19 protein-coding genes and 1 riboswitch are annotated in these 20283 nt (G+C 71.4%); of the genes, 18 read left to right on the forward strand and 1 reads right to left on the reverse strand.

Annotation, left to right across the window (positions count from 1 at the left end; genetic code table 11):
- Positions 1-7 precede the first annotated feature (7 nt).
- From BU52_RS02625 to BU52_RS02695, 16 genes are all read left to right on the forward strand, one after another.
- A complete protein-coding gene (locus BU52_RS02625) occupies positions 8-880 on the forward strand; it encodes a glycosyltransferase family 2 protein (protein ID WP_407702027.1) in 873 nt (290 codons plus the stop codon).
- Positions 881-975: 95 nt separating this feature from the next.
- Positions 976-1911: an ABC transporter permease gene (locus BU52_RS02630; RefSeq protein WP_037927103.1), complete on the forward strand. Its 936-nt coding sequence runs from the start codon at positions 976-978 to the stop codon at positions 1909-1911.
- Positions 1904-2683 (forward strand): ABC transporter ATP-binding protein, encoded by a 780-nt coding sequence (locus tag BU52_RS02635; protein WP_037927109.1) that lies wholly within the window; start codon positions 1904-1906, stop codon positions 2681-2683. The genes BU52_RS02630 and BU52_RS02635 overlap by 8 nt, the downstream gene beginning before the upstream one ends.
- Before the next feature lie 359 nt (positions 2684-3042).
- Positions 3043-3954, forward strand: coding sequence for a squalene synthase HpnC (gene hpnC, locus BU52_RS02640; RefSeq protein ID WP_037927112.1), 912 nt, complete (start codon positions 3043-3045; stop codon positions 3952-3954).
- Positions 3951-4901, forward strand: coding sequence for a presqualene diphosphate synthase HpnD (gene hpnD / locus BU52_RS02645; protein WP_037927114.1), 951 nt, complete (start codon positions 3951-3953; stop codon positions 4899-4901). The genes hpnC and hpnD overlap by 4 nt, the downstream gene beginning before the upstream one ends.
- Positions 4901-5023 (forward strand): DUF6380 family protein, encoded by a 123-nt coding sequence (locus tag BU52_RS37075; RefSeq protein WP_362267532.1) that lies wholly within the window; start codon positions 4901-4903, stop codon positions 5021-5023. The genes hpnD and BU52_RS37075 overlap by 1 nt, the downstream gene beginning before the upstream one ends.
- Positions 5020-6447 carry a hydroxysqualene dehydroxylase HpnE gene (gene hpnE / locus BU52_RS02650; protein WP_037927117.1) on the forward strand — a complete coding sequence of 476 codons (1428 nt, stop codon included), beginning with the start codon at positions 5020-5022 and terminating at the stop codon, positions 6445-6447. The genes BU52_RS37075 and hpnE overlap by 4 nt, the downstream gene beginning before the upstream one ends.
- Positions 6448-6518: 71 nt before the next feature.
- A complete protein-coding gene (locus BU52_RS02655; RefSeq protein ID WP_078903073.1) occupies positions 6519-7583 on the forward strand; it encodes a polyprenyl synthetase family protein in 1065 nt (354 codons plus the stop codon).
- Positions 7584-7702: 119 nt separating this feature from the next.
- Entirely contained in the window at positions 7703-9742 is a 2040-nt protein-coding gene (shc, locus tag BU52_RS02660; RefSeq protein ID WP_037927123.1) for a squalene--hopene cyclase, read from the forward strand.
- Positions 9742-10398, forward strand: a complete 657-nt coding sequence (locus BU52_RS02665; protein ID WP_037927126.1) for a 5'-methylthioadenosine/S-adenosylhomocysteine nucleosidase family protein — start codon at positions 9742-9744, stop codon at positions 10396-10398. The genes shc and BU52_RS02665 overlap by 1 nt, the downstream gene beginning before the upstream one ends.
- A gap of 5 nt (positions 10399-10403) precedes the next feature.
- On the forward strand, positions 10404-11426 hold the full coding sequence (hpnH, locus tag BU52_RS02670) for an adenosyl-hopene transferase HpnH (RefSeq protein WP_037927129.1): 1023 nt from the start codon (positions 10404-10406) through the stop codon (positions 11424-11426).
- 4 nt (positions 11427-11430) lie between these two features.
- Positions 11431-12588 (forward strand): flavodoxin-dependent (E)-4-hydroxy-3-methylbut-2-enyl-diphosphate synthase, encoded by a 1158-nt coding sequence (gene ispG, locus BU52_RS02675; protein WP_037927131.1) that lies wholly within the window; start codon positions 11431-11433, stop codon positions 12586-12588.
- A gap of 29 nt (positions 12589-12617) precedes the next feature.
- Positions 12618-14531, forward strand: a complete 1914-nt coding sequence (gene dxs, locus BU52_RS02680) for a 1-deoxy-D-xylulose-5-phosphate synthase (RefSeq protein ID WP_037927133.1) — start codon at positions 12618-12620, stop codon at positions 14529-14531.
- The gene (locus tag BU52_RS02685; RefSeq protein WP_037927134.1) at positions 14528-15955 is read left to right on the forward strand and encodes an aspartate aminotransferase family protein; all 1428 of its coding nucleotides are present in this window, start codon (positions 14528-14530) and stop codon (positions 15953-15955) included. The genes dxs and BU52_RS02685 overlap by 4 nt, the downstream gene beginning before the upstream one ends.
- A gap of 80 nt (positions 15956-16035) precedes the next feature.
- Positions 16036-16647 carry a helix-turn-helix domain-containing protein gene (locus tag BU52_RS02690; protein WP_037927137.1) on the forward strand — a complete coding sequence of 204 codons (612 nt, stop codon included), beginning with the start codon at positions 16036-16038 and terminating at the stop codon, positions 16645-16647.
- Entirely contained in the window at positions 16644-16772 is a 129-nt protein-coding gene (locus BU52_RS02695; RefSeq protein WP_037927140.1) for a DUF6126 family protein, read from the forward strand. Before BU52_RS02690 ends, BU52_RS02695 begins: the two co-directional genes overlap by 4 nt.
- Before the next feature lie 13 nt (positions 16773-16785).
- On the opposite strand, the gene BU52_RS02700 is transcribed toward BU52_RS02695, so the two are convergent.
- Positions 16786-17583 (reverse strand): tyrosine-protein phosphatase, encoded by a 798-nt coding sequence (locus BU52_RS02700; protein ID WP_037927144.1) that lies wholly within the window; start codon positions 17581-17583, stop codon positions 16786-16788.
- A 453-nt stretch (positions 17584-18036) separates the two neighbouring features.
- A riboswitch (cyclic di-AMP (ydaO/yuaA leader) is annotated at positions 18037-18201 on the forward strand.
- Positions 18202-18203: 2 nt separating this feature from the next.
- Between BU52_RS02700 and BU52_RS02705 the strand changes: the two genes are divergently transcribed.
- The gene (locus BU52_RS02705; RefSeq protein ID WP_037927147.1) at positions 18204-19181 is read left to right on the forward strand and encodes a M23 family metallopeptidase; all 978 of its coding nucleotides are present in this window, start codon (positions 18204-18206) and stop codon (positions 19179-19181) included.
- A 206-nt stretch (positions 19182-19387) separates the two neighbouring features.
- A complete protein-coding gene (locus tag BU52_RS02710; protein ID WP_037927149.1) occupies positions 19388-20173 on the forward strand; it encodes an SGNH/GDSL hydrolase family protein in 786 nt (261 codons plus the stop codon).
- Positions 20174-20283: the final 110 nt, after the last annotated feature.

Below are 20283 nucleotides of genomic sequence, written 5' to 3' on the forward strand. Positions count from 1 at the left end.
CGCCGCCATGAAGGTCGGCGCGGTGATCATCACCATGGGCAACCGCCCCGACGAACTGCGCGCCCTGCTGGACTCGGTCGCCAAGCAGGACGGCGACCCCGTCCAGGTCGTGGTCGTCGGCAACGGCTCACCCGTCCCCGAGGTTCCCGAGGGGGTGCGGACCGTCGAGCTGCCGGAGAACCTCGGCATCCCGGGCGGCCGCAACATCGGCATCGAGGCCTTCGGCCCCGGCGGCCGGGACGTCGACATCCTGCTGTTCCTCGACGACGACGGCCTGCTCGCCGGCCACGACACCGCCGAACTGTGCCGCGAGGCCTTCGCCGCCGACCCGCGGCTCGGCATCGTCAGCTTCCGCATCGCCGACCCGGAGACCGGGGTCACCCAGCGCCGCCACGTGCCCCGGCTGCGTGCCTCCGACCCGATGCGCTCCTCCCGCGTGACCACATTCCTGGGCGGCGCCAACGCCGTACGCACCAAGGTCTTCGCCGAGGTGGGCGGGCTGCCGGACGAGTTCTTCTACGCCCACGAGGAGACCGATCTGGCCTGGCGGGCCCTCGACGCCGGCTGGATGATCGACTACCGGTCCGACATGGTGCTGTACCACCCGACGACCGCCCCGTCGCGGCACGCGGTCTACCACCGCATGGTCGCCCGCAACCGCGTCTGGCTCGCCCGCCGCAACCTCCCCGCCCCCCTGGTCCCGGTCTACCTGGGCGTCTGGCTCCTGCTCACCCTCGTACGCCGTCCCTCGCTCCCGGCCCTGAAGGCCTGGTTCGGAGGCTTCCGCGAGGGCCTGAGTACCCCCTGCGGTCCCCGCCGGCCCATGAAGTGGCGTACGGTGTGGCGGCTGACCCGACTGGGCCGGCCCCCCGTCATCTGACAAGCTCGTGTCCGGGGAACCAGGGTCGTACCCGGGTTCTCCGGCTCATACCAGGCCCGCGGGCCGCGCATCCCGAGGACGAAAGTTTTTCACCAGTGAGTGAGACAACGCATGACGACACGGTCGCGGCCACCGCGCCCGTGTCGCCCGACGAGGGCCTCACGCCGGTCGAGCTGGCCGCCAAGTACGGGCTGTCCGTCAGCGGCGCCCGGCCGTCCCTCGCCGAGTACGTCCGTCAGCTCTGGGGCCGGCGGCACTTCATCCTCGCCTTCTCCCAGGCGAAGCTCACCGCCCAGTACAGCCAGGCCAAGCTCGGCCAGCTCTGGCAGGTGGCGACCCCGCTGCTGAACGCGGCCGTGTACTTCTTCATCTTCGGTCTGCTGCTCGGCGCCAACCGGGGCATCCCGAGCGACGTGTACGTGCCGTTCCTGGTGACGGGCGTGTTCGTGTTCACGTTCACGCAGAGCTCGGTCCTGGCCGGCGTCCGCGCGATCTCGGGGAACCTGGGGCTGGTGCGGGCACTGCACTTCCCGCGCGCGTCGCTGCCCGTCTCCTTCGCGCTCCAGCAGCTCCAGCAGCTGCTGGCCTCGATGGTCGTGCTCGTCGTGATCATGCTGGCTTTCGGGATCTTCCCCGATCTGTCGTGGCTGCTGGTGGTGCCGGCGTTGGTGCTGCAGTTCGTGTTCAACACCGGACTGGCGCTGATCTTCGCGCGGATGGGCAGCAAGACGCCGGACCTGGCGCAGCTGATGCCGTTCGTGCTGCGCACGTGGATGTACGCCTCGGGTGTGATGTTCAGCATCCCGGCGATGCTGGAGGGCAAGGACGTGCCGGGCTGGCTCGCCGACGTCCTGCAGTGGAACCCGGCCGCGATCTACATGGACCTGGTCCGCTTCGCGATGATCGACGACTACGGCTCCTCGTACCTGCCCCCGCACGTGTGGGCGTTCGCGCTGGGCTGGGCGCTGCTGACCGGCGTGGTCGGCTTCGTCTACTTCTGGAAGGCTGAGGAAAGGTACGGCCGTGGCTGACGACAGGACGGGCGCGCGCGTGCCCACCGTCATCGCGGACGAGCTGCACATCGTCTACCGCGTCAACGGTGCCAAGTCGGGCAAGGGCAGCGCCACGGCGGCGCTCAGCCGCATCCTGAAGCGGGGCGAGGAGCGGGGGGTGCGCACGGTGCACGCCGTGCGCGGCGTGTCCTTCGTCGCCTACCGCGGCGAGGCCATCGGCCTGATCGGCTCCAACGGTTCCGGCAAGTCGACCCTGCTGCGGGCCATCGCCGGGCTGCTGCCCGCCGAGAAGGGCAAGGTCTACACCGACGGCCAGCCTTCCCTGCTCGGCGTCAACGCGGCGCTGATGAACGATCTGACCGGCGAGCGGAACGTCATATTGGGCGGGCTCGCGATGGGCATGTCCCGCGAGGAGATCAAGGCCCGCTACCAGGAGATCGTCGACTTCTCGGGCATCAACGAGAAGGGTGACTTCATCACCCTGCCGATGCGGACCTACTCCTCCGGCATGGCCGCCCGGCTGCGCTTCTCCATCGCCGCCGCCAAGGACCACGACGTCCTGATGATCGACGAGGCGCTGGCCACCGGCGACCGCTCCTTCCAGAAGCGCTCCGAGGCCCGGATCCGCGAGCTGCGCAAGCACGCCGGCACGGTCTTCCTGGTCAGCCACAACAACAAGTCCATCCGCGACACCTGCGACCGCGTGCTGTGGCTGGAACGGGGTGAGCTGCGCATGGACGGGCCGACCGACGAGGTGCTCAAGGAATACGAGAAGTTCACGGGGAAGTAGCCCGATGCGACGAGGGCCCCGCCGGAACTGTCCGGTGGGGCCCGGCGTCTGCAAAGGAAATGTCAACTCCTGCACAACCGTGGAATCTTGACGCCGATCGGTGTGTTGTGGGTTGCCCGGGAGACCCCCCGCGGTGCGCGCCGCGTTGTACAACGTAAGCTGTACCGGTCCCGAAAGGCGGCAATCAGGGCCATAATGCCCGACATCATCCATCGATACCGCGTGGGGAATACCTGGGCGGCGTGTCCGAAATAGTGTGCATTGGGTCAGCAGTGTAGAACGGGAGATGTGACGGCAATGGCTACGGAAACTCCCCGGCTGAACGCAGCGTGCGCCGTCGCCGCCCCGGGCAGTCCACGATGACGCCCCCCGGCCGGGCGCGCGGCGCCGGCGTCGAGCGCGCCACGCTCGACAAGGCCGCCGCCGAGAACTTCCCCGTGGCCCCCTTCTTCCTGCCCAGATCCTGGCGCGAGGACCTGATGGCCGTCTACGGCTTCGCCCGTCTGGTCGACGACATCGGTGACGGCGATCTGGCCCCCGGCGGCGCCGACGCCCGTCTTCTCGGCGTCCCGGCCGATCGGGCCGGGGACCGGCTGGGGCTCCTGGACGCCTTCGAGGACGACCTGCGCCGGGTGTTCGACCCGGAGGGCCCCCAGCCCCGCCATCCGCTGTTGATCCGGCTCCGGCCCACGGTCCGTCGCCACGCGCTCACCCCCGAGCCCTTCCTCGGGCTGATCGCGGCCAACCGCCAGGACCAGCTCGTCAAGCGCTACGAGACCTACGACGACCTGCTCGCCTACTGCGCACTGTCGGCCAATCCCGTCGGCCGCCTCGTCCTCGCCGTCACCGGGACCACCACCCCGGAGCGGATCCGCCGTTCCGACGCGATCTGCACGGCCCTGCAGATCGTCGAACACCTCCAGGACGTGGCCGAGGACCTCGGCCGCGACCGCGTCTACCTGCCCGCCACGGACATGAAGCTCTTCCACGTCCAGGAGGCGGACCTCGCCGCTCCCACCGCAGGCGCGTCGGTGCGCGCGCTCGTCGCGTACCAGGCGCAACGCGCCCGCGACCTGCTGGACGAGGGGGCCCCGCTCGTGGACAGCGTCCACGGCAGGCTCAGACTGCTGCTCGCGGGGTTCGTGGCGGGAGGAAGGGCGGCCCTCCGGGCGATCGCCGCCGCCGAATACGACGTACTCCCCGGCCCGCCGAAGCCCGGCAAGGTCCGGCTGCTGCGCGAGGCGGGCGTGACTCTGCGAGGAAAGGGGTGATCCGGGCCGTGGGGTCGCATCCACCCGCCTCCGCACCGGTACTCGCCGCCTACAGCTACTGCGAGACGGTCACCGGACAGCAGGCACGCAACTTCGCCTACGGCATCCGGCTGCTGCCGACGGCCGAGCGGCGCGCGATGTCGGCGCTGTACGCGTTCTCCCGGCGGGTCGACGACATCGGCGACGGCGCCCTGGCGGACGACGTCAAGGTCGCCCGGCTGGAGGACACCCGGGCGCTGCTCTCCCGGATCCGGGACGGTGCGGTCGAGGAGGACGACACCGACCCGGTCGCCGTCGCCCTCGCGCACGCCGCCGGGCGCTTCCCGATCCCCCTGGGCGGCCTGGACGAACTCATCGACGGCGTCCAGATGGACGTACGCGGCGAGACCTACGAGACCTGGGACGACCTCAAGGCCTACTGCCGTTGCGTCGCGGGCGCCATCGGGCGGCTCTCCCTCGGCGTGTTCGGCACCGAACCGGGCGCGCGCGGCGCCGAGCGCGCCCCCGAGTACGCCGACACGCTCGGCCTCGCACTCCAGCTGACCAACATCCTCCGGGACGTCCGCGAGGACGCCGAGGGCGGCCGCACCTATCTGCCCGCCGACGACCTCGCCAAGTTCGGGTGCTCGGCCGGGTTCGGCGGGCCGACGCCACCGGAGGGCTCCGACTTCGCGGGCCTGGTGCACTTCGAAGTGCGCAGGGCCCGCGCCCTCTTCGCCGAGGGCTACCGGCTGCTCCCCCTGCTCGACCGGCGCAGCGGCGCCTGCGTCGCCGCCATGGCCGGCATCTACCGCCGGCTCCTGGACCGCATCGAGCGCGACCCCGGGGCCGTGCTGCGCGGCCGGGTCTCCCTGCCCGGACGCGAGAAGGCCTACGTCGCGGTGCGCGGCCTGTCCGGTCTGGACACCCGGCACGTGACCCGGCGGGCCGTCAGGAGGCGTGGCTGATGGGCATCCCGCTCCCCGGCGGAAAGCGGTGGGCAACCCTCCGCCGCGACACCGCGTCCCCCACCGAGACGGCCGGCCGTGCACGGTTCACGCGGCCCGGCCGGTCGGGGGAGGGCGCATGAGCCACGGGACACGCACCGAGGGGCCGCTCCCGGACGGCTCCGTCCCGGCCGGACGGCACGCCGTCGTGGTCGGAGGCGGACTGGCCGGCGTCACCGCGGCCCTCGCCCTGGCCGACGCCGGAGTGGGCGTCACCCTGCTCGAGGGCAGGCCGCGGCTGGGCGGGCTCGCCTTCTCCTTCCGGCGCGGCGACCTCACGGTCGACAACGGCCAGCACGTGTACCTGCGCTGCTGCACCGCCTACCGGTGGTTCCTCGACCGGATCGGCGGAGCCGCGCTGGCCCCGCTGCAGGACCGCCTCGACGTGCCCGTGCTCGACGTCACGCGCCCCGCGGGCCGGCGGCTCGGCAGACTGCGGCGCGACGCCCTGCCGGTGCCCCTGCACCTGGCGCGCAGCCTCGCCGCCTATCCGCACCTGTCGCTCGCCGAACGGGCCGGAGCGGTCCGGGCCGCGCTCGCGCTGAACGGGCTCGACCTCGCCGATCCGGCCCTGGACGCCCAGGACTTCGGCAGCTGGCTCGCGGCCCACGGCCAGTCGGCGCGCGCCGTCGAGGCCCTGTGGGACCTGGTCGGGGTCGCCACCCTCAACGCGGTCGCGGGTGACACGTCCCTGTCGCTCGCCGCGATGGTGTTCAAGACCGGTCTGCTGTCCGACCCGGGGGCGGCCGACATCGGCTGGGCCCGGGTGCCGCTGGGCGAACTGCACGACCGGCTCGCCCGCGGGGCGCTCGACTCCGCGGGCGTGCGCACCGAGGTCCGGACCCGGGTCACCTCCGTATCCGCGAACGGCGACGGAGGGTGGAGCGTCGGCGTTCCCGGCGGGACGATCCGGGCCGACGCGGTCGTCCTCGCCGTGCCGCAGCGCGAGGCGTACGGCCTGCTGCCCGCCGGCGCCCTCGACGCCCCCGAGCGGCTCCTGCAGATCGGCACCGCACCGATCCTCAACATCCACGTCGTCTACGACCGCCAGGTGCTCGCGCGCCCGTTCTTCGCCGCTCTCGGCACCCCCGTGCAGTGGGTCTTCGACCGGACCGACGCGTCCGGCCTGCGGCGCGGTCAGTACCTGGCGCTGTCCCAGTCGGTCGCCCAGGACGACATCGACGAGCCGGTGGCGGTGCTGCGCGAGCGGTATCTGCCCGAACTGGAGCGGCTGCTGCCACGTACCCGGGACGCCCGGGTCGAGGACTTCTTCGTCACCCGGGAACGCGCCGCCACGTTCGCTCCCGCTCCCGGCGTCGGACGCCTCAGGCCCGGCGCCCGCACCAAGGCACCCGGCCTGTACCTGGCCGGAGCGTGGACCGCCACCGGGTGGCCCGCGACCATGGAGAGTGCGGTCCGCAGCGGCGTCGGCGCGGCGGACGCCGCCTTGGGCGCCCTCGGCCGGCCCCGCCCCCGACACCTCTTCGCGATCGAGGAGGCGGCCTGATGCTGCAGGAGAGCGGCGCGGCAGGTCCCCGCACCCCCCGTACCGCAACAAGAGGAGAGACTGTGCCCACTGTGCCCCCGGCCTCGCAGGCCGCTCGAAGGACCGCGGTGGACGTGTCCGCGCTCCTGGAGCGCGGCCGGACCCTGGCCACGCCGGTACTGCGGGCGGCCGTCGACCGCCTGGCACCTCCCATGGACACGGTCGCCGCCTACCACTTCGGCTGGATCGACGCCCAGGGCCGGCCCGCGGACGGCGACGGCGGCAAGGCCGTGCGCCCCGCCCTCGCCGTGCTGTCCGCTGAGGTCACCGGCGCCGCCCCGCAGACGGGCGTTCCCGGCGCGGTCGCCGTCGAACTGGTCCACAACTTCTCGCTGCTGCACGACGACCTGATGGACGGCGACGAACAGCGCCGGCACCGTGACACCGTCTGGAAGGTGCACGGCCCCGCCCAGGCCATCCTGGTCGGCGACGCCCTGTTCGCCCTGGCCAACGAGGTGCTCCTGGAACTCGGCACCGTCGAGGCCGGCCGCGCCACCCGCCGGCTGACCACGGCGAGCCGCGCGCTCATCGACGGCCAGGCCCAGGACATCTCCTACGAGCACCGCGACCGCGTCAGCGTCGAGGAGTGCCTGGAGATGGAGGGCAACAAGACGGGGGCCCTGCTCGCCTGCGCCAGCTCCATCGGCGCGGTGCTCGGCGGCGCGGACGACCGCACCGCCGACGCTCTGGAGAGGTACGGCTACCACCTCGGCCTGGCGTTCCAGGCCGTCGACGACCTCCTCGGCATCTGGGGCGACCCGGAGGCCACCGGCAAGCAGGCCTGGAGCGACCTGCGCCAGCGCAAGAAGTCCCTCCCGGTCGTTGCCGCGCTCGCGGCGGACGGCCCCGCCTCCCGGCGGCTGGGCGAGATTCTCGCGGCCGACGCCAAGAGCAGCGACTTCGCGGCCTTCTCCGAGGAGGAGTTCGCCGCCCGGGCCGCCCTCATCGAGGAGGCGGGCGGCCGCGAGTGGACCGCCGAAGAGGCACGCCGTCAGCACACCATCGCCCTCGAGGCCCTCGACGCAGTGGACATGCCCGACCGGGTGCGGGAGCAGTTCACGGCGCTCGCGGACTTCGTCGTCGTACGAAAGAGATGATCACTATCGGTCGAATAGCCCTCGCGTAGTCGCCGGCCGGTGTTGCGGGGAGAACGGCACCGGCCGACGGCGGACCCACAGCAGACGCACCACTTGCAGGACTGCACGAAGGGGAAGCCATGACAGCGACGACCGACGGAAGCACCGGGGCGGCCCTGCCGCCCCGCGTGACCGCGGCCAGCGAAAACGACACCGACATCCCCGAGGCGGCCGGGGTTCCCGACATCGCCGCCCGCGCCATGCGGCGCGCCACCGACTTCCTGCTGTCCCGGCAGGACGACCAGGGCTGGTGGAAGGGCGACCTCGAGACCAACGTCACGATGGACGCCGAGGACCTGTTACTGCGCCAGTTCCTGGGCATCCGCGACGACGACACCACCCGCGCCGCGGCCCTGTTCATCCGCGGGGAGCAGCGCGAGGACGGCACCTGGGCCACCTTCTACGGCGGACCCGGCGAACTCTCCACCACCATCGAGGCGTACGTCGCCCTGCGGCTGGCCGGGGACCCGCCCGACGCCCCGCACATGGCGAAGGCGTCGGCATGGGTCCGCGAGCGGGGCGGCATCGCCGCCTCCAGGGTCTTCACCCGGATCTGGCTGGCCCTGTTCGGCTGGTGGAAGTGGGAGGACCTGCCCGAACTCCCGCCCGAGCTGATCTGGTTCCCTTCCTGGCTGCCGCTCAACATCTACGACTTCGGATGCTGGGCCCGGCAGACCATCGTGCCGCTGACGATCGTGTCCGCCGAACGGCCGGTGCGCCCCGCCCCGTTCCCGCTGGACGAACTGCACACCGACCCGCGTCACCCCTGCCCTCCTCTGCCGCTCGCTCCGGCGAACACCTGGGACGGCGCCTTCCAGCGGCTGGACCGGGCTCTGCACGCCCTGCGCCGGGCGGTGCCGCGCCGGCTGCGCGCGGCGGCCATGAACACCGCCGCCCGCTGGATCATCGAGCGCCAGGAGAACGACGGCTGCTGGGGCGGAATCCAGCCCCCGGCGGTGTACTCGGTCATCGCGCTGCACCTGCTCGGCTACGACCTGAACCATCCGGTGATGCGCGCGGGCCTGGAGTCGCTGGACCGGTTCGCCGTGTGGCGGGAGGACGGGGCCCGCATGATCGAGGCCTGCCAGTCCCCGGTGTGGGACACCTGCCTCGCCACCATCGCGCTGGCCGACGCGGGCCTGCCCGCCGACCACCCCCAACTGGTCAAGGCCGCCGACTGGATGCTCGGCGAGCAGATCGTGCGGCCCGGCGACTGGTCCGTGCGCCGGCCTCATCTCCCGCCCGGGGGCTGGGCGTTCGAGTTCCACAACGACAACTACCCCGACATCGACGACACCGCCGAGGTGGTCCTCGCGCTGCGCCGCGTCAAGCACCACGACCCCGAGCGGCTGGACAACGCCATCGGCCGTGGGGTGCGCTGGAACCTCGGCATGCAGTCGAAGAACGGCGCCTGGGGCGCCTTCGACGTCGACAACACCAGCCCGTTCCCCAACCGGCTGCCGTTCTGCGACTTCGGCGAGGTCATCGACCCGCCGTCGGCCGACGTCACCGCGCACGTCGTGGAGATGCTCGCCGTGGAGGGCCTCGCCCACGACCCGCGCACCCGGCGCGGCATCCGGTGGCTGCTCGCGGAACAGGAACCCGACGGCTCCTGGTTCGGGCGCTGGGGAGTCAACTACCTCTACGGCACCGGCTCCGTGGTGCCCGCCCTGACCGCCGCCGGGATTCCCGGCTCGCACCCGGCCATCCGGCGGGCCGTCGCCTGGCTGGAGAAGGTGCAGAACGACGACGGCGGCTGGGGCGAGGACCTGCGCTCCTACGAGCGCGCCGCCCGGTGGAGCGGCCGCGGCGCCTCGACCGCCTCCCAGACGGCGTGGGCGCTGATGGCGCTGCTGGCGGCGGGGGAGCGGGGCTCCAGGGCCGTCGAGCGCGGTGTCCAGTGGCTGGCGGCCACCCAGCGCGAGGACGGCTCCTGGGACGAGCCGTACTTCACCGGCACCGGCTTCCCCTGGGACTTCTCCATCAACTACCACCTGTACCGGCAGGTCTTCCCGCTCACCGCCCTCGGCCGGTACGTGCACGGGGAGCCCTTCACCAAGAAGCCGGTGACGGCACGGGCCGGTGCCGGGCAGCCCCTGGCCGAGGCGAAGGGAAGCTGATGGGCTCCCAGCCCGTCCCGGCCCCGCTGCTGATCGCCTGCGCGCTCGGCATCGAGCAGGTCGCCCTGCGCAGACGTGAGCGCGCCGGGCGGGGCGACCGGGGCCCGGGCGGGCCGGTCACCGTCCTGCGTACGGGCATGGGCCCGGCGGCGGCCGAGCGCTCCGTCGCCCGGGTGCTCGCCGGCCCGGCCCTGCGTGAGGCGGCCGTGCTGGCCACGGGTTTCTGCGCGGGCCTCGCCCCCGGTATGCACCCGGGTGACCTGGTGGTCGCCGAGGAGACCCGGGACCCGCGCGGCAGCGTGCCCTGCGTCGGGACCGAGCGGCTGGTGAAGGAGCTGGTGCGCGCGGTCCCGGGGCGCACCGTCCACACCGGTCCGCTCACCGGCTCCGGCCACGTCGTCCGCGGCCACGAACGGTCCGATCTGCTGGCGACCGGCGCGATCGCGGTCGACATGGAATCGGCGGCCACGCTCCTGAGCGCCGTCCGCGCGGGCGCGCGCCCGGTTGCGGCCGTCCGGGTGGTCGTGGACGCTCCAGAACACGAACTCGTCCGCATCGGCACGGTCCGCGGTGGAATATCGGCTTTCCGTGTCCTTCGTTCCGTACTCCCGGCTTTCTATGAATGGCACCGTTCCTTGCTGCTCCCCAGGAGGTGAGCCAGATGGCCATGCCGCTGCGTCAGTCCGTCAAGGTCGCTACATACTTGGCCGAACAGAAGCTCCGCAGACGGGACAAGTTCCCGCTCATCGTCGAACTGGAACCGCTCTTCGCCTGCAACCTGAAGTGCGAGGGGTGCGGCAAGATCCAGCACCCGGCCGGCGTGCTGAAGCAGCGGATGCCCGTGGCCCAGGCCGTGGGCGCGGTGCTGGAGTCCGGGGCTCCGATGGTGTCGATCGCCGGCGGCGAGCCGCTGATGCACCCGCAGATCGACGAGATCGCACGCCAGTTGGTCGCCAGGCGCAAGTACGTCTTCCTGTGCACCAACGCCCTGCTCATGCGCAAGAAGATGGACCGCTTCACGCCCTCTCCCTACTTCGCGTTCGCGGTGCACATCGACGGCCTGCGGGAGCGGCACGACGAGTCCGTGGCGAAGGAGGGCGTGTTCGACGAGGCCGTGGAGGCCATCAAGGAGGCCAAGCGGCGCGGCTTCCGGGTCACCACCAACTCGACCTTCTTCAACACCGACACCCCGCAGACCGTCGTCGAGGTGCTCAACTACCTCAACGACGAGCTGGAGGTCGACGAGATGATGATCTCGCCCGCCTACGCCTACGAGAAGGCCCCTGACCAGGAGCACTTCCTGGGCGTGGAACAGACCCGTGAGCTGTTCAGGAAGGCCTTCGCGGGCGGCAACCGGCGCCGCTGGCGGCTGAACCACTCACCGCTGTTCCTCGACTTCCTCGAGGGCAAGGTCGACTTCCCGTGCACCGCGTGGGCGATCCCGAACTACTCGCTCTTCGGCTGGCAGCGCCCCTGCTACCTGATGAGCGACGGGTACGTGCCGACGTACCGGGAACTGATCGAGGACACCGACTGGGACAGGTACGGCCGAGGCAAGGACCCGCGCTGCGCCAACTGCATGGCGCACTGCGGCTACGAGCCCACCGCCGTCCTCGCCACCATGGGCTCGCTGAAGGAGTCGCTGCGTGCCCTGCGCGAGACCGTCTCCGGAAACCGGGAGTGAGGTCATGACCGCTGTCCCACTGGGGATGCCCGGGGCGCCCGCGCCGCCGCTCGCCGAGCGGCGCGCGTCGCGGCGGATCCAGGTCGGTCCGGTGGTGGTCGGCGGCGGCGCGGCGGTGTCCGTGCAGTCGATGACGACGACCCGCACGTCCGACATCGGCGCGACCCTCCAGCAGATCGCCGAACTCACCGCCTCCGGCTGCCAGATCGTCCGGGTCGCCTGCCCCACGCAGGACGACGCGGACGCGCTCGCGACCATCGCCCGCAAGTCGCAGATCCCGGTCGTCGCGGACATCCACTTCCAGCCCAAGTACGTCTTCGCCGCCATCGAGGCCGGGTGTGCCGCCGTCCGCGTCAACCCGGGCAACATCAAGCAGTTCGACGACCGGGTCAAGGAGATCGCCCGGGCCGCCCAGGACCATGGCACCCCGATCCGGATCGGGGTCAACGCCGGCTCCCTGGACCGGCGGCTGCTGCAGAAGTACGGCAGGGCGACGCCGGAGGCGCTCGTCGAGTCCGCCCTGTGGGAGGCGTCCCTCTTCGAGGAGCACGGCTTCCGGGACATCAAGATCTCGGTGAAGCACAACGACCCGGTGGTCATGATCAACGCCTACCGGATGCTCGCCGAGCGCTGCGACTACCCGCTGCACCTCGGCGTGACCGAGGCCGGCCCGGCGTTCCAGGGCACGATCAAGTCGGCCGTCGCCTTCGGAGCGCTGCTCAGCGAGGGCATCGGCGACACCATCAGGGTGTCGCTGTCGGCGCCGCCGGCCGAGGAGGTGAAGGTCGGCATCCAGATCCTCCAGTCACTGGGGCTCAGGGAGCGGCGTCTCGAAATCGTGTCCTGCCCGTCCTGCGGGCGTGCCCAGGTCGACGTCTACAAGCTCGCCGACGAGGTCAGCGCGGGGCTGGACGGCATGGAGGTGCCGTTGCGGGTGGCCGTCATGGGCTGCGTCGTCAACGGCCCGGGCGAGGCCCGTGAGGCCGACCTCGGCGTCGCCTCCGGCAACGGCAAGGGCCAGATCTTCGTGAAGGGCGAGGTCGTCAAGACCGTCCCCGAGTCGAAGATCGTCGAGACGCTCGTCGAAGAGGCGATGAAGATCGCCGAGCAGATGGAGAAGGACGGCATCGCGTCGGGGGAGCCGGCCGTCACCGTGAACTGAACAGCACGGCATTCGAAGGGGGCCCGAGCGTGACGATTCTTCAGAGCATCCGGCAACCGCGCGACCTGAAGGCGCTGTCCGAGACTGAACTCGGCGAACTGTCGCACGAGATCAGGGAGTTCCTGGTGCAGGCCGTCGCCAGGACCGGCGGTCACCTCGGACCCAACCTGGGGGTGGTCGAACTCACCGTGGCCCTGCACCGGGTCTTCGAGTCGCCCGTGGACCGCATCCTGTGGGACACCGGCCACCAGAGCTACGTGCACAAGCTGCTGACCGGTCGGCAGGACTTCTCCAAGCTGCGCGGCAAGGGCGGCCTGTCCGGCTATCCCTCGCGCGAGGAGTCCGAGCACGACGTCATCGAGAACAGCCACGCCTCCACGGCGCTCGGCTGGGCCGACGGCCTGGCCAAGGCCCGCCAGGTGCGGGGTGAGCGGGGGCACGTCGTCGCGGTGATCGGCGACGGCGCGCTCACCGGCGGTATGGCCTGGGAGGCGCTGAACAACATCGCCGCGGCCAAGGACCGGCCGCTGATCGTCGTCGTCAACGACAACGAACGCTCCTACGCCCCGACCATCGGCGGGCTCGCCAACCACCTCGCGGCCCTGCGCACCACCGACGGCTACGAACGCGTGCTGGCCTGGGGCAAGGACGTGCTCCAGCGCACCCCCGTGGTCGGGAGCCCGCTCTACGAGGCGCTGCACGGCGCCAAGAAGGGCTTCAAGGACGCCTTCGCCCCCCAGGGCCTCTTCGAGGACCTGGGACTGAAGTACGTCGGCCCGATCGACGGCCACGACATCAAGGCCGTGGAGTCCGCACTGCGCCGCGCCAAACGCTTCCACGGCCCCGTCCTGGTCCACTGCCTCACCGAGAAGGGCCGCGGCTACGAACCCGCCCTCGCCCACGAGGAGGACCACTTCCACACCGTCGGCGTGATGGACCCGCTCACCTGCGCGCCCCTCGCGCCGTCCGGTGGACCGTCCTGGACCTCGGTCTTCGGTGAGGAGATCGTCCGGATCGGCGAGGAGCGCGAGGACGTGGTGGCGATAACCGCCGCCATGCTGCGTCCGGTGGGTCTCGGTGCCTTCGCCGAGCGGTTCCCCGACCGGGTGTGGGACGTCGGTATCGCCGAACAGCATGCCGCCGTGTCCGCGGCGGGTCTGGCGACCGGCGGCCTGCACCCGGTCGTCGCCGTCTACGCCACCTTCCTCAACCGCGCCTTCGACCAGCTCCTGATGGACGTGGCGCTGCACCGCTGCGGGGTGACCTTCGTCCTGGACCGGGCCGGTGTCACCGGCGTCGACGGGCCCTCGCACAACGGCATGTGGGACATGTCCGTCCTCCAGGTCGTTCCCGGCCTGCGCATCGCGGCGCCCCGCGACGCCGACCAGCTGCGCGCCCAGTTGCGCGAGGCGGTCGCCGTCGACGACGCGCCCACCGTGCTGCGGTTCCCGAAGGAATCCGTGGGCCCGGCGATCCCTGCGGTCGACCGGATCGGCGGCACGGACGTGCTGCACCGGGCGCACGCCCCCGAGGTGCTGCTGGTGGCCGTCGGCGTGATGGCGCCCGTCTGCCTCCGGGCCGCCGAACTGCTCGAGGCCCGCGGCACCGGGTGCACGGTGGTCGACCCCCGCTGGGTCAAGCCCGTCGACCCGGCCCTCCCGCGACTGGCCGCCGGTCACCGCCTGGTGGCGGTCGTCGAGGACAACAGCCGCGCGGCCGGGGTGGGCTCGGCGGTCGCGCTGGCTTTGGGCGACGCCGAGGTCGACGTGCCCGTACGCCGCTTCGGCATCCCGGATCGGTTCCTCGCGCACGCCGGACGCGGCGAGCTGCTCGCCGACATCGGTCTCACGCCCGTCGAGATCGCCGGGCGGATCAGTGCGAGCCTCGCCGCCGGGGAAGTCCTCGCGAAACAGTCACCGGACGTACAGGAGCACCAGGCATGACCACCGCGGAGTCGGCGTCGGAGTCGCCGGAGGCGTCGGGGACCAAGGGGTTCGACCTCGGCGCGCTGCTGGCCGAGCGCGGGGCCGAGCGCTACGAGCTGCACACCCGGTACCTCAACCACCAGCTCCCGCGCATGCTGCGCACCATCGGCTTCGACAAGGTCTACGTACGCGCCGAGGGCGCCCACTTCTGGGACGACGACGGGCACGACTACCTGGACATGCTGGCCGGGTTCGGGGTGATGGGCCTGGGCCGCCACCACCCCGTGGTCCGCAAGGCGCTGCACGACGTCCTGGACGCCTCCCTGGCCGACCTCACCCGGTTCGACTGCCAGCCGCTTCCCGGACTGCTCGCCGAGAAGCTGCTCGCGCACAGTCCCCACCTGGACCGGGTGTTCTTCGGCAACAGCGGCACGGAGGCGGTCGAGGGCGCCCTGAAGTTCGCCCGCTGCGCGACCGGCAGGCCGCGGGTCCTGCACTGCGAGCACGCCTTCCACGGTCTGACCACCGGTTCCCTCTCCGTCAACGGCGAGTCCGGATTCCGGGACGGGTTCGCCCCGCTGCTGCCCGACACGGCCGTACCGCTGGGAGACCTGGACGCCCTGGAGCGGGAACTGCGCAAGGGGGACGTCGCCGCCCTGATCGTGGAGCCGATCCAGGGCAAGGGCGTGCACGAGGCCCCGCCCGGCTACCTGCGGGCCGCCCAGGAGCTGCTGCGCCGGCACAAGGCCCTGCTGATCGCCGACGAGGTGCAGACCGGGCTGGGCCGGACCGGTGACTTCTACGCCTACCAGCACGAGGACGGCGTGGAGCCGGACCTGGTGTGTGTGGCCAAGGCGCTCTCCGGCGGGTACGTGCCGGTGGGCGCGACCATCGGGCGGGACTGGATCTTCAAGAAGGTCTACTCGTCGATGGACCGGGTGCTGGTGCACTCGGCCAGCTTCGGGGCCAACGCCCAGGCCATGGCTGCGGGGCTCGCGGTGCTGTCGGTCATGGAGGACGAGCAGGTCGTCGCGCACGTCCGGACCACCGGCGAGCTGCTGCGGACCCGGCTGGCCGCCCTGACCGACCGCTACGAGCTGCTGGCCGACGTCCGCGGCCGGGGCCTGATGATCGGCATCGAGTTCGGCCGGCCCCGGTCGCTGAAGCTGCGCTCGCGCTGGACCGTGCTCCAGGCGGCCCGCAAGGGGCTCTTCGCGCAGATGGTGGTCGTACCGCTGCTGCAACGGCACCGGATCCTCACCCAGGTGTCGGGCGACCACATGGAGGTGATCAAACTGATCCCGCCGCTCATCATCGACGAACGGGACGTGGACCGGTTCGTGAGCGCCTTCAGTGCGGTGATGGACGACGCGCACGACGGCGGCGGCCTGGTGTGGGAGTTCGGGCGGACCCTGGTGAAGCAGGCGGTCGCGGGCCGCTGACCGGCCGGGTCACTGCCGGGGGGATTTGCCTCTGAGGCAAGAAAATTGCCAGAGGGGCAAATTTCCGGCTCAATGGGGGCATGAGCTCCTCCGAGACCGAGCCGGCCGGCGCACTGCCCGCGGTCGCGCCGCAGTTGCGCGCACTGCGCCGGCGGGCCTCCCTGACGCTCGAGGCCGCCGCCCGCGACGCCGGTCTGTCGCCCGCCCACCTCTCCCGTCTGGAGACCGGGCAGCGCCAGCCCTCGCTGCCGATGCTGCTCTCTCTCGCCCGGATCTACGGTACGACGGTGTCGGAGCTGCTCGGTGAGGCGGTCACCGACCGGGACGCCGTGATCCGCGCCGCCGACATGGAACCCACGGCGGCGGGCGGCTGGACGTACTGGCCGGCCGGTGCACCCGGGCGCGGCATGCAGGCCCTCAGGGTCCACGTGCCGCACGGCTCCCAGGGCGACATCGTGCGCGTCCATCCCGGCGAGGAGTGGCTGTACGTCCTCAAGGGCCGGCTGCGACTGCGGCTCGGGGACACCCCGCACCGGCTCGCCCCGGGCGACAGCGCGCACTACGACTCGCTGACCCCGCACCGTATCGATGCTTCCGACCCCGACGGGGTCGAGCTGTTGTTCGTCCACACCCTGCTGCAGAGTCCCACGGCCGCCCTGTGCCTGGGCCCGATCCACGGAGATGCGACATGACCGGCAAAGACATGGAGGAGAAGCTCCCCCGGGCCCTGTGGGTGCGGCTGTTCATCTACGTGGTGGTGGGGCACCTCTTCGCCGGCTTCATCTACTTCCTGTTCGAGATGGCTCCCAAGAAATAGGGCGGCGCCCGGCTCAGTCGAGCATGCGCGCGCGCAGCCGCTCCCGGGTCTCGGGGGTGAGCCCGAGACCCTGCTCCAGATAGGTGTCCACGCCGCCCCACGTCTCCTCGACGGTCTCGAAGGCCGCCGACAGGTACTCCGCCCGGGCGTCGAACAGCGGGTCGAGCAGCTCCATCACCTCGGGGGAGTAGGCCGAGGCGGAGCTGCTGCTGCGGTGCACCCTGTAACGGCGGTGCTTGGCGCTCGACTTCAGGTAGTCGTCGACGATCGCGTCCCGTTCGACGCCCAGGGCGAGCAGCGTCACCGCCACCGAGAGACCCGCGCGGTCCTTGCCCGCCGCGCAGTGCATCAGCGCGGGGACGCTGTCCTCGGCGAGCGCGCTCAGCACCCGGGCGTGCTCGGCGGTGCGTTCCTTGATGATCATCCGGTAGGAGGTGATCATCCGGGCCGCGCCCTTGCCGTCGGCGAGGATCGAGCGCAGCTGGTCCAGGTCGCCGTCGCGGACCATCTTCCAGAATTCGGCGCCGTCGGCCGGGTCGCTGAGCGGCAGGTTCACATTGCGCACGCCCGGCAGCGCGACGTCCGGCCCCTCCAGCTTCTGGTCGGCCGCGTTGCGGAAGTCGAAGATGGTGTGGAGTCCGAGCGTGGAGAGGAAGACGGCGTCCTCCGCGGTCGCGTGGGCGAGGTGACCGCTGCGGAACAGCACCCCGTGCCGCACCCGCCGACCGTCCACGGTCGGCAGTCCGCCCACGTCGCGGAAGTTGCGCACTCCCGCCAGTTCGGGTTCCGTCGACGGGATCTGCTGCGTCACTGAGGACTCCTCCCACTCGGCGCCGCCGCCGCCGCTCGCCGACGGGCACCACCCGACGATACGACATGCCTGCCTGGGGTGATGAGTTGTCCACAGGCAGGGCCCCGCCCGCGCCGGACGTCTCCCCGCACCGCCCGCGATCTGGCGATAAGGGCGTTCTGTCCGTTTAGGTGGATTAGACATAACATGCCCCGGTAGAAAGTGAGATGGGGACGGGGTGCGTGAGCATCGTCATATCCGTGACGATGTGTTGTCGCCATGCCCACGTAATTCATGGGAAACGCAAGGGAATTTGGCGCGCATTCGTCCCGCGGATGACGCTCGGTGACGTCATTTCCCCCAGTGGATCACGGGAAAAACGGGTTCGCGGAGAACCTCCGCTTGTCCCTCCGCGTCCGGGTCGCTTACGTTCACCACCGATCCGGACGGACGCCTAATCCTGCCGCCGCCCGGAGCCCGCACACACTGACCCGTGTACGGCAGGAGCGGGGGACCCACAGGTACGACTGCCTGTTCCGGTTCCCGGAACAGGCTTGGGGTTAAGCCGCGTTGCATCGCGGCCGGGCATCTCCAGTCCGAACCCGACAGCTCACCTCGTAGGCGCCGGAGAGGAATTCGTCATGCCCGCCAAGGGTAAGCACCGCCGTACCAAGGCTCAGCGTCTCGCCCGTTCCATCGCCGTCGCCGGAACCGGTGGCGCCGCACTCGCCCTGCCGCTTCTCGGCGCCACGGGCGCGAACGCCGCCACACCGCAGACGGCCCCCGAAAAGGCCGTCCAGTCCCTTTCCGCCGGCCAGAAGGCCACCGCCGAGAAGAGCGGCGAGGCCCGTACGTACATCGTGAAGGCCGGTGACTACCTCGCGAAGATCGCCGAGACGCAGGACGTCGACGGCGGCTGGAAGCAGCTCTACGCGGACAACCGCGAGGCCGTGGGTGAGGACCCCTCGCTCATCCACCCGGGCCTGAAGCTGTCCATCGACGGCGAGGCCGCCAAGGCCGCGCCCCAGAAGTCCGTCGCGCCGAAGGCCGAGAAGCCCGCCGCGCCGAAGGCCGAGAAGCCTGCCGCGCCGAAGGCCGAGAAGCCTGCCGCGCCGAAGGCCGAGAAGCCTGCCGAGAAGCCTGCGCAGCAGTCCTCGCAGCAGTCCTCCTCGAAGCCGTCCACCCAGACGGCCACCGCGAACCAGGCCGCCTCCGGCTACAGCTCCCCCGTGCCGGGCGGCGCCGTCGGTACCGCCTACAAGGTGGCCGGCAGCATGTGGTCCAGCGGCTACCACACCGGCGTCGACTTCAGCGTTCCGACCGGCACCTCCCTGAAGGCCGTCGGTTCTGGCACCGTCGTCTCCGCGGGCTGGGCCGGCGCGTACGGCAACCAGGTCGTCATCAAGCTCAACGACGGCTACTACGCCCAGTACGCCCACCTGTCCTCGCTGTCCGTCTCGGCCGGCCAGACCGTGAGCGGCGGCCAGCAGGTCGGCCTGTCCGGCTCGACCGGCAACTCGACCGGTCCGCACCTGCACTTCGAGATCCGCACCACCCCGGACTACGGCTCGGACGTGGACCCGGTCTCCTACCTCCGCTCCAAGGGCGTCTCCCTCTGACACCTCGCGGAAGCCTGCCTGACACGCGCGCCGAAGGCCGGACCCCGATCCCCGGGTCCGGCCCTCGGCGTATTCCGCAATTGGTCAACATTTTGAAAGTGTCTTATCTCACCGCACGTCAACCCTTTCCTACGGTCGCGTAGGTCACATTCGACGGTGAATCATGAGCTGCTGTGGCAGACGATTCGAAGAGTGACAGCAGAAGAGTGATCGGGTCGTACGTGGCGGTGGGGGACAGCTTCACCGAGGGCGTCGGCGACCCCGGCCCCGACGGGGCGTTCGTCGGCTGGGCCGACAGGTTCGCCGTGCTTCTCGCCGACCGCCGGCCCGAAGGGGACTTCGCGTACACCAACCTCGCCGTGCGCGGAAAGCTGCTGGACCAGATCGTGGCGGACCAGCTGCCCAGGGCAGCCGAACTCGCCCCCGATCTGGTCTCCTTCTGCGCGGGCGGCAACGACATCATCCGTCCCGGCTCCGACCCGGACGAGGTGGCCGAGCGCTTCGAGCGAGCGATCGCCGCGCTCGCGGCCGTGTCGGGCACCGTGATGGTGACGACCGGGTTCGACACCCGTGGCGTTCCCCTGCTCAGGCATCTGCGCGGCAAGATCGCCACGTACAACGGGCACGTACGGGCCATCGCCGACCGCTACGGGTGCCCGGTGCTCGACCTGTGGTCCCTCAGGAGCGTCCAGGACCGCAGGGCCTGGGACGCCGACCGGCTGCACCTGTCACCCGAGGGGCACACCCGCGTGGCGCTCCGCGCCGGGTTGGCCCTCGGCCTCGAGGTCCCCGCCGACCCGGAGCAGCCCTGGCCGCCGCTGCCGCCCCGCGGCACCTTCGAGGTCCGCCGGGACGACGTCCACTGGGCCCGTGAGTACCTGGTGCCGTGGATCGGCCGCCGGCTGCGGGGCGAGTCCTCGGGCGACCATGTGAGGGCGAAGGGCACGCTGTCGCCGGACGACATCAAGGTACGGATCGCCTCGGTGGCGTGAGGCCGCGCGCACGTGCGGTGGTGCCGCGGGGCAGCCCGGCCGGTAACCGGCAGCCCGGTGCCGTACCACCCACACATAATGGAAAGCCTGACCGACTCCACTTGGAGGTA

The sequence above is a fragment of the Streptomyces toyocaensis genome (genome assembly GCF_000725125.1).
GTDB lineage: Bacteria > Actinomycetota > Actinomycetes > Streptomycetales > Streptomycetaceae > Streptomyces > Streptomyces toyocaensis.